This is a genomic window from Proteus faecis (assembly GCF_030286765.1).
Lineage (GTDB): Bacteria > Pseudomonadota > Gammaproteobacteria > Enterobacterales > Enterobacteriaceae > Proteus > Proteus faecis.
The window spans coordinates 638,835-653,210 of sequence record NZ_JASVWV010000001.1 but is presented as its reverse complement, the minus strand read 5'-3'; the positions used below and the strand labels follow the sequence as shown (position 1 = coordinate 653,210).

14 protein-coding genes are annotated in these 14,376 nt (G+C 36.8%); 5 read left to right on the top strand and 9 right to left on the bottom strand.

The window, feature by feature from the left end; genetic code table 11:
- The first annotated feature begins 60 nt into the window (after window positions 1-60).
- A complete protein-coding gene (locus QSH13_RS03125; protein ID WP_109398059.1) occupies window positions 61-1,263 on the top strand; it encodes a serine hydrolase in 1,203 nt (400 codons plus the stop codon).
- Window positions 1,264-1,412: 149 nt separating this feature from the next.
- Here QSH13_RS03125 and QSH13_RS03120 read toward each other — a convergent pair whose 3' ends face one another.
- The 4 genes from QSH13_RS03120 to ybjG all read right to left on the bottom strand — a co-directional run bounded on the left by QSH13_RS03120 (window position 1,413) and on the right by ybjG (window position 7,766).
- Complete coding sequence (locus QSH13_RS03120; protein WP_109398058.1) at window positions 1,413-3,083, bottom strand: formate--tetrahydrofolate ligase; 1,671 nt, start codon at window positions 3,081-3,083, stop codon at window positions 1,413-1,415.
- Window positions 3,084-3,448: 365 nt separating this feature from the next.
- A complete protein-coding gene (locus tag QSH13_RS03115; RefSeq protein ID WP_261191090.1) occupies window positions 3,449-4,813 on the bottom strand; it encodes an L-serine ammonia-lyase in 1,365 nt (454 codons plus the stop codon).
- A gap of 122 nt (window positions 4,814-4,935) precedes the next feature.
- Window positions 4,936-6,252 carry an HAAAP family serine/threonine permease gene (locus tag QSH13_RS03110; RefSeq protein ID WP_109398056.1) on the bottom strand — a complete coding sequence of 439 codons (1,317 nt, stop codon included), beginning with the start codon at window positions 6,250-6,252 and terminating at the stop codon, window positions 4,936-4,938.
- Between the two features lie 902 nt (window positions 6,253-7,154).
- Window positions 7,155-7,766: an undecaprenyl-diphosphate phosphatase gene (gene ybjG / locus QSH13_RS03105; protein ID WP_109398055.1), complete on the bottom strand. Its 612-nt coding sequence runs from the start codon at window positions 7,764-7,766 to the stop codon at window positions 7,155-7,157.
- A 238-nt stretch (window positions 7,767-8,004) separates the two neighbouring features.
- Between ybjG and QSH13_RS03100 the strand changes: the two genes are divergently transcribed.
- Window positions 8,005-8,430 (top strand): secondary thiamine-phosphate synthase enzyme YjbQ, encoded by a 426-nt coding sequence (locus QSH13_RS03100; protein ID WP_109398054.1) that lies wholly within the window; start codon window positions 8,005-8,007, stop codon window positions 8,428-8,430.
- Between the two features lie 253 nt (window positions 8,431-8,683).
- Here QSH13_RS03100 and QSH13_RS03095 read toward each other — a convergent pair whose 3' ends face one another.
- Entirely contained in the window at window positions 8,684-8,947 is a 264-nt protein-coding gene (locus tag QSH13_RS03095; RefSeq protein WP_036912158.1) for a GrxA family glutaredoxin, read from the bottom strand.
- A gap of 171 nt (window positions 8,948-9,118) precedes the next feature.
- On the opposite strand from QSH13_RS03095, the gene QSH13_RS03090 reads away from it, so the two are divergent.
- From QSH13_RS03090 to rlmC, 3 genes are all read left to right on the top strand, one after another.
- Window positions 9,119-9,421 carry a YbjC family protein gene (locus QSH13_RS03090; protein WP_109398053.1) on the top strand — a complete coding sequence of 101 codons (303 nt, stop codon included), beginning with the start codon at window positions 9,119-9,121 and terminating at the stop codon, window positions 9,419-9,421.
- A 165-nt stretch (window positions 9,422-9,586) separates the two neighbouring features.
- Window positions 9,587-10,096, top strand: a complete 510-nt coding sequence (locus tag QSH13_RS03085) for a type III secretion system chaperone family protein (protein ID WP_109398052.1) — start codon at window positions 9,587-9,589, stop codon at window positions 10,094-10,096.
- Between the two features lie 30 nt (window positions 10,097-10,126).
- Window positions 10,127-11,260: a 23S rRNA (uracil(747)-C(5))-methyltransferase RlmC gene (gene rlmC, locus QSH13_RS03080; protein WP_286038816.1), complete on the top strand. Its 1,134-nt coding sequence runs from the start codon at window positions 10,127-10,129 to the stop codon at window positions 11,258-11,260.
- A gap of 189 nt (window positions 11,261-11,449) precedes the next feature.
- Here rlmC and artM read toward each other — a convergent pair whose 3' ends face one another.
- Genes artM through artP form a run of 4 tightly spaced genes read right to left on the bottom strand, consistent with a single transcriptional unit; the run spans window position 11,450 to window position 14,317 of the window.
- Window positions 11,450-12,118 carry an arginine ABC transporter permease ArtM gene (gene artM, locus QSH13_RS03075; protein ID WP_109398050.1) on the bottom strand — a complete coding sequence of 223 codons (669 nt, stop codon included), beginning with the start codon at window positions 12,116-12,118 and terminating at the stop codon, window positions 11,450-11,452.
- Window positions 12,118-12,822 carry an arginine ABC transporter permease ArtQ gene (artQ, locus tag QSH13_RS03070; RefSeq protein ID WP_006537477.1) on the bottom strand — a complete coding sequence of 235 codons (705 nt, stop codon included), beginning with the start codon at window positions 12,820-12,822 and terminating at the stop codon, window positions 12,118-12,120. Before artQ ends, artM begins: the two co-directional genes overlap by 1 nt.
- A 17-nt stretch (window positions 12,823-12,839) precedes the next feature.
- Window positions 12,840-13,574 carry an arginine ABC transporter substrate-binding protein gene (artJ, locus tag QSH13_RS03065; protein WP_109398049.1) on the bottom strand — a complete coding sequence of 245 codons (735 nt, stop codon included), beginning with the start codon at window positions 13,572-13,574 and terminating at the stop codon, window positions 12,840-12,842.
- 14 nt (window positions 13,575-13,588) lie between these two features.
- Window positions 13,589-14,317 (bottom strand): arginine ABC transporter ATP-binding protein ArtP, encoded by a 729-nt coding sequence (gene artP / locus QSH13_RS03060; protein WP_006537475.1) that lies wholly within the window; start codon window positions 14,315-14,317, stop codon window positions 13,589-13,591.
- Window positions 14,318-14,376 lie beyond the last annotated feature (59 nt).

The window sequence follows — 14,376 nt, the reverse complement described above, 5'->3', positions numbered from 1 at the left end:
ATTCCAGAAAGCCATATAGTAGGAAAGCTTTAACAAATTGATATAAAAGGGTGATCGGTAATGACAAAAAATATTCCATCTGTTCTGAGTAAGGTTACCGCGGGAATGGGTTTACTGCTAATTATTTCTAGTCCTTCATTTGCAGTAAATAATCCAGTCGCTCCTCAAATTGAGGCAAAATCTTATGTATTAATGGATTATAACAGCGGAAAAATTCTAGCATCAGAAAAACCTGATGAGCGTTTAGATCCTGCTAGTCTTACAAAAATCATGAGTAGCTATGTTGTTGGGCAAGCTATTAAAGAAGGTCGTATGTCACCTGACGATATGGTTATTGTTGGACGTAATGCATGGGCAACAGGAAATCCGGTATTGAAGGGATCATCATTGATGTTCTTGAAACCGGGTGATCAGGTCAAAGTGATTGATTTAAATCGCGGTATGGTTATTCAATCTGGTAATGATGCCAGTATCGCATTAGCCGAACATATTGCGGGTAGTCAGGAAACTTTTGTTGATTTAATGAACTCCTATGCTAAGAATCTTGGTTTAAAAAATACATACTTTAAAACCGTTCATGGGTTAGATTCTGAAGGACAATATACAACAGCACAAGATATGGCATTACTCACAGCAGCCATGATCCGCGATGTTCCTTCAGAGTATGAAATACATAAAGAAAAAGAATTTACATTCAACAATATTCGTCAGCCAAATCGTAACCGCTTATTGTGGAATAAAAATATGAATGTCGATGGTGTGAAAACCGGTCACACTAATGGAGCAGGGTACAATCTTGTTTCTTCGGCAACTGAAGGTGATATGCGCTTGATTGCTGTTGTTTTAGGCGCACCATCAGATAAAGTACGTTTTGCTGAAAGTGAAAAGTTATTAGGCTGGGGTTTCCGCTTTTTTGAAACGGTAACACCAGTAAAAGCCGCTACACCACTAACCAGTCAAAAAGTGTGGTACGGGGATAAAGGTGAAGTTGCATTAGGGGTTGCTAATGATGCCTCAATTACTATTCCTAAAGGTGAATTGAAAAACCTGAAAGCCTCTTTTACGTTAACCAACCCTGTATTAGAAGCGCCGTTAACTCAAAATCAGGTTGTAGGTACAGTTAACTTTTTATTAAACGATGAAGTGATTGAACAACGCCCACTGGTTGTCAAAGAAGCGGTTCAAGAAGGCGGTTTTTTCAGCCGTATTTGGGATTTTGTTGTTAAAACAGTATCCGGTTGGTTTAATGCTATTTTTGGTTAATTTATCAAGAATAGCTCTATCAAAACGTTACTGAGTTTTTCACCCCAAAAGAAAGATTAGCTGTTATTTTAATATGAAAAATCCGTAATTGTTTTACGATTACGGATTTTTTTATATTCAATAAAATTGGGAGATATTTACTTTAGAGTTTAAATCAGACCATCAATTTTACCTTGATTATCAACATTAACAGTGATAGCTGCTGGTGTTTTCGGTAATCCGGGCATTGTTGTGATAGAGCCAGTTAAGGCGACAACAAAGCCAGCGCCAGCAGAAACATACACTTCACGAACGTTTATTGTAAAATCAGTCGGACGACCTAATAATGTGGGATCATCTGAGAGTGAATATTGCGTTTTTGCCATGCAAACTGGGAAATGAGAAAATCCCATTTTTTCTATTTTTTCCAACATGTTACGAGCAGAACGGCTATAAGTCACACCCTCGGCACCATAAATTTCTTTGGCAATAATATCGATTTTTTGACTCAGTGAGGCTTCATTAGGATAAATTAATTGGAATTGGCTCTGCTCATTTTCAAGTGTGTCAATCACTTGCTTAGCTAATTCAATACCACCTTCGCCTCCTTTCTCCCACACTTTAGTCATTGCGAAGCGACAATTTCTATCTTGGCAGAATTGTTTGATAAACTGATGCTCTGCAATACTATCAGTAACATAAGCATTAAGAGCGACAATTACGGGTAAGCCATATTTTTTTAGGTTTTCAATGTGTTTTTCAAGATTTACAATACCTTTTTCAAGTGCACTTAAATCTTCATTATTCCACTCGCCTTTACCTAATCCACCGTTATATTTTAGCGCTTTAGTGGTGACAACAATCACGGCACAATCAGGGCGTAATCCACTGATCCGGCATTTTATATCTAAGAATTTTTCAGCACCTAAATCAGCACCAAAACCCGCTTCTGTCACAGTGATATCAGCAAGTTGAAGAGCAAGTTTTGTCGCTCTTACGCTATTGCAACCATGAGCAATATTCGCGAAAGGACCGCCATGAATAATGGCTGGGGTATTTTCGAGTGTTTGTACTAAATTAGGATTAATGGCATCTTTTAATAAACTAGCCATTGCACCGACGGCTTGTATATCGCTTGCTGTAATAGGATCACCACGATAAGAATAGGCAACAATGATGCGAGAAAGTCGTTGTTTCAAATCATCAATATCTTCTGCTAAACAAAGGATAGACATAATTTCAGACGCAACGGTAATAACAAAGTTATCTTCTCGTGTGATGCCGTCTTTTTCGCCACCTAACCCTACAACAATATTACGTAAAGCCCGATCGTTCATGTCCATACAACGTTTAAACACGATTTTCTTAGGATCGATATTTAAAGGATTACCCTGATAAATTGAATTATCAAGCATGGCTGCAAGTAAGTTATTGGCAGAGGTAATAGCATGAAAATCGCCAGTAAAATGAAGGTTGAGATCTTCCATAGGAACAACTTGTGAATAACCACCACCGGTTGCTCCGCCTTTAATGCCAAAGCAAGGGCCTAAGGAGGGTTCACGCAACGCAATAATCGCATTTTTTCCAATATGATTAAGAGCTTGTCCTAATCCAACCGTGACTGTTGTTTTACCTTCACCAGCGGGTGTCGGATTAATTGCTGTAACTAAAACTAATTTTCCGGGCTTTTTGGCTGCAATTTTTGACCAAATACTGTGGCTAAATTTGGCTTTGTACTTGCCATAAAACTCGATATCATCTTGATCAATATTTAAATTTTTCGCAATTTCTTGAATAGGTAAGAGGTGTGCTTCTTGGGAGATTTGAATATCTGATTTCATTTTAGTTCTCTTTTTATCCCGCTGATGATGTCTCTAGTGATCTTTACTTATCAACTTTAGACAATAATCTAAATATCGCCAATAGATTGATTAATTTGTAATTATTTACTTTAGATAACGCGTTTATCGTCACGGCATTTAAATAATATGTGTTGTTATCTCCTATTTTTTCTTTACATTATCTTTATTGAGTGATGCTTTGCTCGTTTGAAAAAACATATTTTAACTAAGGATGACAATTTAATCTCATACAAAAAAGATGATATTAAAAAAGAAGAGTAATGAGATAGATACTAAATAAACAAAAAAGGCGCTGATATCAGCGCCTTATCTATTATAGCTATCAGTATTTAAGACTCACAGGGTTAGTCACAGGAAATTTTAATAGCTAATCCACCTTGAGAGGTTTCACGATATTTAGCATTAATGTCTTTACCTGTTTCGTACATTGTTTCAATGACTTTATCTAAACAAATACGAGGATCGCTGACACGACGTAAAGCCATGCGCGATGAGTTTACTGCTTGTACGGCTGCGATAGCATTACGTTCAATACAAGGAACTTGTACTTGTCCTGCTACTGGGTCACAGGTAAGTCCTAAGTTATGCTCCATCGCAATTTCCGCTGCAATGCAAACTTGTTCTGGGCTACCACCTAAAAGTTCAGTTAATGCACCTGCAGCCATTGAACAAGCAACACCAACTTCACCTTGGCAACCGACTTCAGCACCTGAGATAGATGCATTCATTTTGTAAAGTGAACCAATAACACCAGCAACTAAGAAAAAGCGAGTGTAAGAGTTTTCATTTACAGGACGAATAAATTTATCATAGTAAGACAATACTGCTGGGATAATACCACAGGCACCGTTTGTTGGTGCTGTGACAACACGTCCACCCGCCGCATTTTCTTCATTCACGGCAAGGGCAAACATATTAATCCAGTCAACCACTGTCATTGGATCTGTTGTCGTTTTATCTTCTGTGACTAACATGCGGCGTAATGCAGAAGCACGACGAGGCACGCGTAATGGTCCTGGTAATAAGCCTTCGGTATTTACACCGCGTTCAATACCTGATTTCATCACTTCCCAAACAGCAGCAAAATGGGATGAGATTTCTTCTTTGCTACGTAATGCTAATTCGTTTTGCATCACTAATGCTGATAAAGAAAGGCCTGTTTCTTTGCAATGGCGTCGTAAATCAGCCGCATATTGATAAGGATAAGGAACTTGAACTGTATTTTCTTCAGGTTGGCCAAAATGTTCTTCATCAACAATAAAACCGCCACCAATAGAATAATAAGTTTTTTTCAATAAAATCTGTTCACCGTTATAAGCGGTAATAGTCATGCCATTTTCATGGAGAGGCAGATTGGTTTTATGAAAATTCATGCCGCCTTCAACCGGAAAATCTACTTCTTTTATGCCATTTGCCAGCATTAAGCGACCGGTTGTTTCTACTTGTTTTATAAATGGCGCGATAGAATCAATATCGACAGTATCAGGTAAATTTCCTGCGAGTCCCATAATAATAGCAATATCCGTTGCGTGACCTTTACCTGTTAAAGATAAAGAGCCATAAACATCAACGATAACGCGGGAAACAGAAGAGAGAAGTTCTTTTTCAGCAAGCAAATCAACAAATTCTTTACCTGCTTTCATTGGACCTACAGTGTGTGAGCTTGAAGGGCCAATACCAATTTTAAAAATATCAAAGACGCTAACCATAATATTCGCCTCCCTAATTCATTTAAAGGCGCAACTGTGTGATTATTAGAATGTTAAGTGTCAGTTTTGAACTCTAAAGCAATGGCTACTCTCTTTTCAGAAAGTAGCCACGTGATGCTTTATTAGCCCATGAAAGAGTTAATTAAGCTATAGAAAACTGCTGAGATTGCGATAAGACCCATAACTACAACAAATACGTTGCTGATGTGGCCAGCATATTTCTTCATCGCTGGTACTTTACGGATTGCATACATAGGCATCAGGAACAACAACATTGCGATAATTGGTCCACCTAATGTTTCAATCATACCTAAAATACTTGGGTTTAATGTCGCAACGATCCAAGTTGTAACCAGCATAAACAGTGCAGTGATTTTATTTAAACGATCTTTTTCGATTGTTTTACCTTTTTCACGCAGTGATTTGATGATTAAACCATTGAAACCTTCACGGGCACCTAAATAGTGGCCTAAGAAAGATTTAGTAATCGCAACGAAGGCAATGAAAGGTGCAATATAAGCGATAACGGGTGCTTCAAAATGGTTAGCAAGGTAAGACAGGATACTAATGTTTTGTGCTTTTGCTTCTGCTAAGTTTTCTGGTGTTAAGCTAAATACACAGCTAAACACGAAGAACATAACAGTGATAACCATCATGATGTGTGCATAAGCTAAAATGCGTGAACATTTTTTCTCTGCGTTTTCGCCGTATTCTTCGCGTTTTGCAACTGCAAACGCAGAGATGATTGGAGAGTGATTGAAAGAGAACACCATTACAGGGATAGCTAACCATAAGGTTACTAATAGGCCTTGACCCATGCCAGAAGTGGTTGCGTGATCAAAAGAGAGTGTCTCAAGGATTGCACCATTCCATTCTGGGATCAGATACAGTGCAAGTACCATCAAGATTGCAACAAATGGGAATACCAGCACGCTCATTGCTTTAACAATAGCTTGTTCACCAAAGCGAATAATACACATGATACCAACGATCAGGATCAGTGATAAAATTGCGCGAGGAGGAGCAGCCATATGCATTTGGTTTACAATAAAGCTTTCTACAGTATTAGTGATAGCAACACTATAAACTAATAAAATAGGATAAATTGCAAAGAAATAAAGCAGTGTGATTAGTTTACCTGCAGTTTTACCAAAGTGTTCTTCAACAACTTCAGTAATATCTTCACCAGGGTTTTTACCTGATAGCACAAAGCGACACATACCACGGTGTGCAAAGAAGGTCATTGGGAATGCAAGCACTAACATGATCAACAGAGGAATTAAACCACCAATCCCTGCGTTGATGGGTAAAAATAGAACGCCAGCACCGATAGCTGTGCCGTATAAACCTAACATCCATACAGTATCTGACTTACGCCATGTTTTGTAATCACCTTGGGTGTTACCCGATGCGATAGAACCAGCTTTGGTTGTATCCATAATACTCTCCGAAATAACGCGGTAAAAAAATAATGAAGAAAAATAAGAGCGCAATTGTATTTTCTAGAAACAACTACGGTATAAATTTAATTATGAATAAATGAGTTTATTGAGCACCTGGTGTTATCTCAATATCTTCAATTACCACATATAAAAATCTTTAACTTTCAAAAGAATTAAGCTCTTTTAAAATTTGAAAAAATATTCAATAAGTTTATATCCAGACTTAAGAGGTGCAGAATATAGTGTTTTTCAGGATAAACTACCGTGATCACCATCTCAAATGCTAAATATAACTGAAAAACCTAAAAATGTAACATTTTTTATATTTTATGTTTTTTGAATTGGTTTTTTAAACATATTGAAATAATTTTCCAATTTTAAGGTAAGTATTAAATAAAGCTAAATGCCTAAACATTCACATGTTAATGATTTTTCTTGGGTATTTTTATTATTTGGGAAATAGATGATTAAAATCAATTAGGTTATTTTTATTTACAATTGGAACATTATATTAACAGTGTATCATATTGAAATTTAATGAAAAATTATTTTTCTTAATTAATATTTAAAAGTAAATAAAAGAATATAGAAACGATGCAATATGATTATTTATTAATGAATTTTTTTATTTTATGAAATGAATATAGCTATATTTCATTTATAAATAGAATATTGTTTATAAAAACAACAATAAATTCGTTAATAAATGAGTTGGGTAGGTTGTTATACAACGAATATAAAAGTTTAAACTTGATTAAAATAACAACACATTTACTTTTGGACGATTAATATAATAGTAGAGAATATTTTTATTTATATATTAATATATTGAAGAGGGAAGGCACTTAAGTTAAATATAAAAAGGCCACATAAATGTGGCCTTTTCGATCTTAGAAAGGTTAGGCCTTTGTCCAACCTTTACGAATAGGATAAGCGAAACAGAGCTGATAGAGGTGTTGTACCCATTTTTGGAGTATATCACCGCCTTTAGACCAGAAGATCTGGCAAAGGCCACAAGAGAGTAGAGCAACAATAAAAGCACCAATCATATCGATTGGCCAATGCACACCAAGGTAGATACGTGCCCAAGCAATCGCAATTCCTAAACCGAGCATAATATAGCCAATGCGTTTGCTGTTATGCCAAAAGAGATAAGCTAAAGCAATGGTGAAAACAAAGGTACCATGGTTACTTGGGAATGATGGTGTTGCATCATGATCAAGAAAGTTGTAGCCAATGTTGGCAGCAAAAGGGCGGTCATGAGGAGCAATAGCACCAATCATCCAAGAGATAGAAAGTGCGATACCCAAAGAGACAGCCGCTTTACATGCTAATGCTCTTTGCTGACTAAGATGTTTTTCATTACCCCATAACCAATAGAACACTAAAGATAACGGAAAAAGATAGACAAGGTACTTAGCAATAATTATCGCCGTACCGATTTCTAAAGGCGATGCCGCAGGTGTTGCATTCATTATTGAAAATACGGCTAAATTGAATTGTTCCAGCAAAGTAGGCTCCATACATGTCGTATTGATAAGCGATGTTTATGATACATAATACGCAAGTTTTTAAGGGTAAATGAGGGAGTAATAGGGGTAAAGTGTTTTTTTCTTATTTAATTGTGCTTTTTTAAAAAATTTGTCAGTTTTATACCAAACTGAGCTCAAGCACGCTTAAAAAGAGTATTGCGCTTGTGTTATTACTCTCGCATCGTTCTTTTTCTTATCTTCAATGAGGTATAACTTTATGTGGTTCCAGAAAAATATAGTCCTTAATGCAAGGCCAAGAGGATTTCACTTAATTACACAAACATTGATTCAAGAATTACCGCAACTAAGACAATATAAAATTGGAATTGCTCATTTTTTTATTCAACATACATCGGCTTCTTTAACGATTAATGAAAATGCGGATCCGACAGTTCGAAGTGACTTTGAAAGCTTTTTTAATCGAAGTGTAAAAGAGGACGAGGATGACTATCTTCACACCTATGAAGGCAGTGATGATATGCCTGCGCACATTAAAAGTAGCTTACTTGGACAAAGTGTTACGATCCCTATTAGTCAAGGTGAGTTGAATTTAGGAATTTGGCAGGGGATTTATCTTGGTGAACATCGTAATCACGGGGGAGAGCGTCGTATTATTGTGACATTGCAAGGTGAGTGTTACTAAATATCAAGCAATAAAAAACCCGACAGTTATTTCACCAAAAGGGTTGAAACTATCGGGCTCCTCAATATTTGGGGACATCAAAGAAAAGCAGTGGCACTTATTCAGACTACGGGTTAGAAAGAAAGTTCGCTGACTAATGAAAAAAAATAGAGTTTTTTTTAGAAAGAGAAGGTAGGTAAAGAGAAAAGTCATGATGAAAAAAAAAGAAAGCGCTAAAACATATTGATAAATAATCTGTTTTAGCGCTTTTGAATTAGTTGTAGATGCCTAAATTTTCTTTAGCATAAGCTTCAAAATCTGTGCAACCACCAATGTGTTTCTCATCAATAAAAATTTGTGGCACAGTTTCAACTGGTTTACCGACAGTTTTAGATAAATCAGCTTTTGTAATTCCTTCTGCTTGAATATCAACATAACGGAAATCGAAATCGTCACGTTTTTCAGACAAAGTTTCAGCCAGTTGTTTCGCACGAACACAATATGGGCAACCAGGGCGACCAAAAATGACAACAAACATACGACACTCCTTATTGAGGAAATAAAATTCAGGCATAATAGTTTCTATTGGTTGTTACTATGCCCTTTTATTAGGCTAAATAAAAACAGTTATTGCCTTTTAGTGTGATAAATTATACCAATTTGCTGAATAATGAGATAGGACTGCAACACTGCATTTAGCGGAGAAATGATGGAAAAGCCTTCAAATCGAGATATGAAATCACTGTCAGATATGCCAAAACCTATTATCATCATTGAAATAATAGGGATTATTTTATTGGTGGTTGCTTATCTTTATATTAATCAATATATGACCTCTCCGCAGTGGCTAGGAACATATACAGGACAATTAACGTTAGTTGTATTAGGGGTTATCTGCATGATCCCGCCAGCTATCCATATAGTATGGCGTGCTATTTATCGATTAACTTTTTTAGGGATTGATCATCAGTCTACAAAGAGTCAAAAGAAAAAAGAGAATAACGAAAAGTAGCTATCTGTTTTTCCTCAAAATGTATTAGAAACTAAGAAAACGCAATGTGTAAATTGGCTTAATTTTCTTAGTTTTTCTATTTATTAGTGCCTTCAAGATAGAAAAAGTGGCAAAATAGCGTCAATGCCAACAGGCACTCTTTTTTTGCGCGTAAAGGTTATTTGAATGAACGCTGTTGTGACTACCGATCTGGATCAGCTAAAGTCTTGGCTTGATGAATTGCAGATCGCTTATTATGAATGTGACTCTTGTCAGGCGTTACATTTACCTCACCTTCAATATATCAGTGGTATTTTTGATGCCAAAATTGATATTCTTGAAGATGTGCTTGTATTTACCGCTATCGCTGAGCTAAAACCGTCAGCAATAGTGCCATTAATGGCAAATTTAAGCCAAATTAATGCAAGTTCTTTATTTATTAAAACATTTTTAGAAATTAGTGACGAGAACTTACCAAAATTAGTTTTTTGCCAATCATTTCCAGTTGCTGCAGGTATTTCACTTAATCAATTTGATCTGTTCTTACAAAAAGCAGAAGAGCAATCAGCTGAAGTTATTAGCGAAATTTTTAATAACGGTTTCTTGTATGGTGAAAAGCAAGAAAGTGAAAACGAAGATGAAGAAGATGTTGAGATAAATAGCACATCAACTGACTCTTCTTATACTGTACATTAATATTAATCTCCATAACGGTCACAAAATCTTATGCAATGCGCACGATTTAGTGCGGGTGAATGTCATTCTTGTGAATGGCTTTCTCTTGCTTATCCTGAACAAATCAAGAAAAAACAGCATAGCCTATTAGCATTACTTCCAGAAGATTATGCTTTTGATAAATTAGCACCCGTTGAAAGCCAACAGGCGCAGTTTCGTAATAAAGCCAAAATGGTCGTCAGCGGGAGTGTCGAAAGACCAATATTAGGTTTAAAAACTAAAGAAAGTGTCGCTGTTGATTTATGCGAATGTCCACTGTACCCAGCTTCTTTTGCACCTGTATTCCCAGTTTTAAAAACATTTATTGCGAAAGCAGGGTTAGTACCTTACGACATTGAGCGTCGTCGTGGTGAGCTTAAGTTTATTTTATTAACGGAGAGCCGAAGTAATAGCACGATGATGCTGCGCTTTGTTTTGCGTTCAGAAAAAAAACTAGAACAACTTCGTAAAGCACTTCCTTGGTTACAAGCGCAATTACCCCAATTGGTCGTTATTTCCGTCAATATTCAACCTATACATATGGCTATTTTGGAAGGTGAGCAAGAAATTATTCTGACAGAAAAAACGTTCTTAGATGAATCATTTAACCAAATTCCATTGCATATTCGTCCTAGAGGTTTTTTCCAAACTAATCCGGCGGTGGCTTCATCACTTTATGCCACGGCAGGTCGTTGGGTAAGAGAATTAAATATCACTCATTTGTGGGATATGTTTTGTGGATCAGGAGGGTTTGGGTTGCATTGTGCAGATAAATCCACCCACTTAACAGGGATTGAAATTAGTCCAGAAGCGATTGAATGTGCACGTTTATCGGCTCAGGAGTTAGGGTTAGAGCATGTTGAGTTTCAAGCGTTAGATTCAACGGGCTATGCATTGGCTAAAGAGTCTGTTCCTGAATTAGTGCTTGTTAATCCACCAAGGCGAGGTATTGGTGAGGTATTGTGTGGTTATCTAAATAAAATGAAACCTCGCTTTATTCTTTATTCAAGTTGTAATGCTCAAACTATGGCGAAAGATATTCAGCAACTTTCACACTATCAGATAGATAGAGTGCAATTGTTTGATATGTTTCCTCATACTTCTCACTATGAAGTCCTTACATTATTGATATTACAAGACAGCTAAGATAGTTATTAAAAAATAATAGCTCAGCGTTAGTATAAATAATGTATTGACGCTCAATGGATCACATCGAGCGTTTTTATTGTTTATTCAGACATATAAAAACACCCCAGAATGAAAAGTGAACTGCACCCCAAAAGTTGGACACCAACTTTGGGGTGTTTTTATATTCACAGGTCAGTTTACTCGTTTTTAATTACGATGTTCAAACTCTAAGGCTTTTTTCTCAATCAATCTCATTAAAAGTGTCAGCATTCCATTGATACACAGATAAATAATGCCTGCTGCAACAAAGACCATCACATCATAACTCTGACCAAAAACTTGTCGGCTATAACCCGTTAATTCAAGTAAGGTGATAGTACTGGCAAGTGAGGTACTTTTGAATATTAAGACCACTTCGTTTGAATAGGATGAAAGCGCACGCTTAAATGCGTAAGGTAATATCACTCGTGCTGTTTGTACGGGTGACATGCCCAACGCTTGACAGGATTGCCACTGTCCTGACGGAATTGCTCTTACTGCACCATAGAAAAGTAAAGTTGAATAAGCCGCACTGTTTAATGCCAATGTAACCATTGCACAAAACCATGGTGTTGATAGTAACTCCCATATTGCTGGATAGTTTTGCAACGTAGGAAATTGCCCTGGGCCATAATAGATTAAGAAGAACTGTACTAATAAAGGTGTACCAGTAAATAAGGTAATATAGGCTTTTACTATTTGGCTAATAACAGGTGTTTTTAATGCCAAAACAAAAGTCATTAAAACCGAAAGTGTAAATGCAACCAATAGAGCTACAAATGTTAAAGAAAGGCTGGTTGGTAATCCCGGTAAAATATCAACAATATAATCCCACATTATGAGGCACTCCGTTCAAATCGGGTTGTTCTCATCTCTAACCATTTCAGGATATATTGACTGACCAACGTAATTGCCAAATAAATTAATGCAACAATGCTATACCAAGTAAAAGGCTCTTGAGTTCGGTTAGCGATACTTTGTGTTTGTAACATTAAGTCATTAACGCTGATTAATGAGACTAAAGCCGTATCTTTTAATAGAACTAACCACTGATTGCCTAAACCCGGTAAAGCGTGACGCCACATTTGAGGCATGATAAAGCGGAAGAAAATAGTAATACGGCCCATGCCTAAGGCTTGGCCGGCTTCCCATTGTCCTGTAGGTACTGCTTTTAATGCGCCACGTAAAGTTTGGGATGCATAAGACGCATAAAGAAGTGAAAGGGCGATAACACCACAATAGAAAGGCAATGATTCAGTATCACCAAAATCAATTTGTAAGGTGAAAGCACCGAGATCAATCCCATCCATTAACATCATGACACCTTGTAAGGTGCCATAATAGACAAAAAGAACCACCAGCATTTCTGGTAGTCCTCTAATTAGTGTTACCCAACATGTTCCTAAGAAAGCAAAGGCTTTCCATCTCGCGGATTCCCAAGCTGTAAACAGCATGGCTAGAACTAATCCGATGATAAGAGCAGAAATAGCAAGTGTGACCGTTGTGACGGCCGCACCTGCTAGAGTTGTTATTTCATTCATTTATTAAGCTATTATTGTTATTCAAACCATTTTTTATAAATGACATCATAGGTGCCATCAGCTTTTACTTCAGCTAATGCTTTGTTTAATTTATCTTGTAAATCAGCATTACCTTTTCTTACTGCGATCGCAAGGCCTGTACCAAAGTAGTTAGGATCTGCAACTTTGTCGCCTACAATACCTAATTCAGGATTCTTTTTCAGCCATTCATTAACAACAGCTGTATCACCAAAGATAGCTTCGATACGACCATTTTTAAGATCTAATACTGCATTTTGATAACTGTCATAAGGCACAGTTTTCATCTCTTTGTGTTGTTCATTGATGAATTTCTGATGGGTTGTCCCATTCTGCACACCAATTTGTTTGCCTTTTAAGCTTGCAACATCAGAGATTTTACCTTTTACGGTGATAAATACTGCAGAGTTATCATAGTAAGAATCAGTGAAATCAACTTGTTTTTGACGCTCTGGCGTAATATCAATACCAGCCATTAACGCTTCAAAACGACGGAATTTCAGACTCGGAATTAAACTATCAAATGACTGATTGGTAAAGGTACAGTCAGCATTAATCTTTGCACACATTGCATTGGCTAAATCAACATCAAATCCCACAATTTGATTATTCGCATCAATCATTTCAAATGGAGGATACGTTGCTTCAGTTGCAAAACGAATTGTCTCTTTCTCAGCCGCAGTTGCAGAAAGTGTAATACTGGTCAGAAGTGCTGCAAATAATATTTTTTTCATTGTCTGATCCTGATTTAGTGTGACAAGTAATTAGCAAAAGCTTCCGTTTGTGGAGCAGTGAAACGATAGTTATCACCTTGCTCTATAATACGGCCGTTTTCCATATATACAACTTTGCTCGCGGCTTTGCGTGCAATTTCAACTTCGTGGGTCACAATAACTTGTGTAATACCCGTTTCAGAAAGCTCTTTAATGATATCAACAACTTGAGCTGTAATTTCAGGATCTAATGCTGCCGTTGGTTCATCAAATAAGAGAACTTGAGGCTCCATCATTAATGCCCTTGCAATAGCAACACGCTGTTGTTGTCCTCCAGATAAATGTAGAGGAAAACGTCCTGCATAATCACTTAAACGCAAACGCTCAAGTAATTTCATCGCTTTTTCTTTGGCTTGCGGTTTTGATAAACCTAATACACGACAAGGTGCTTCAATTAAGTTATCAAGAACCGTTAAATGTGGCCATAAATTGTATTGTTGAAATACCATACCCACATTTTGACGTAATAAGCGAATTGCCTTTGCGTTAGGCTGTTGGCTAAAGTCAAAATGCAGACCAGCAATTTCTAATTCGCCTGAACGTGGCATTTCTAATAAATTGAGAACTCTCATTAGTGAGCTCTTACCCGCACCACTTGGTCCTAATAGAACCATTGTTTCACCGGCAGAGCATTCTAGATTAATGTCATAGAGTGCTTGGTGCGAACCGTAGAAACAATTTATGTTTTTTAATTGAATACTCATGCGTTTTTTTTGAATAGTCATCAACTGTTTCAAATAATAAAACGGTAAGAATAATTATG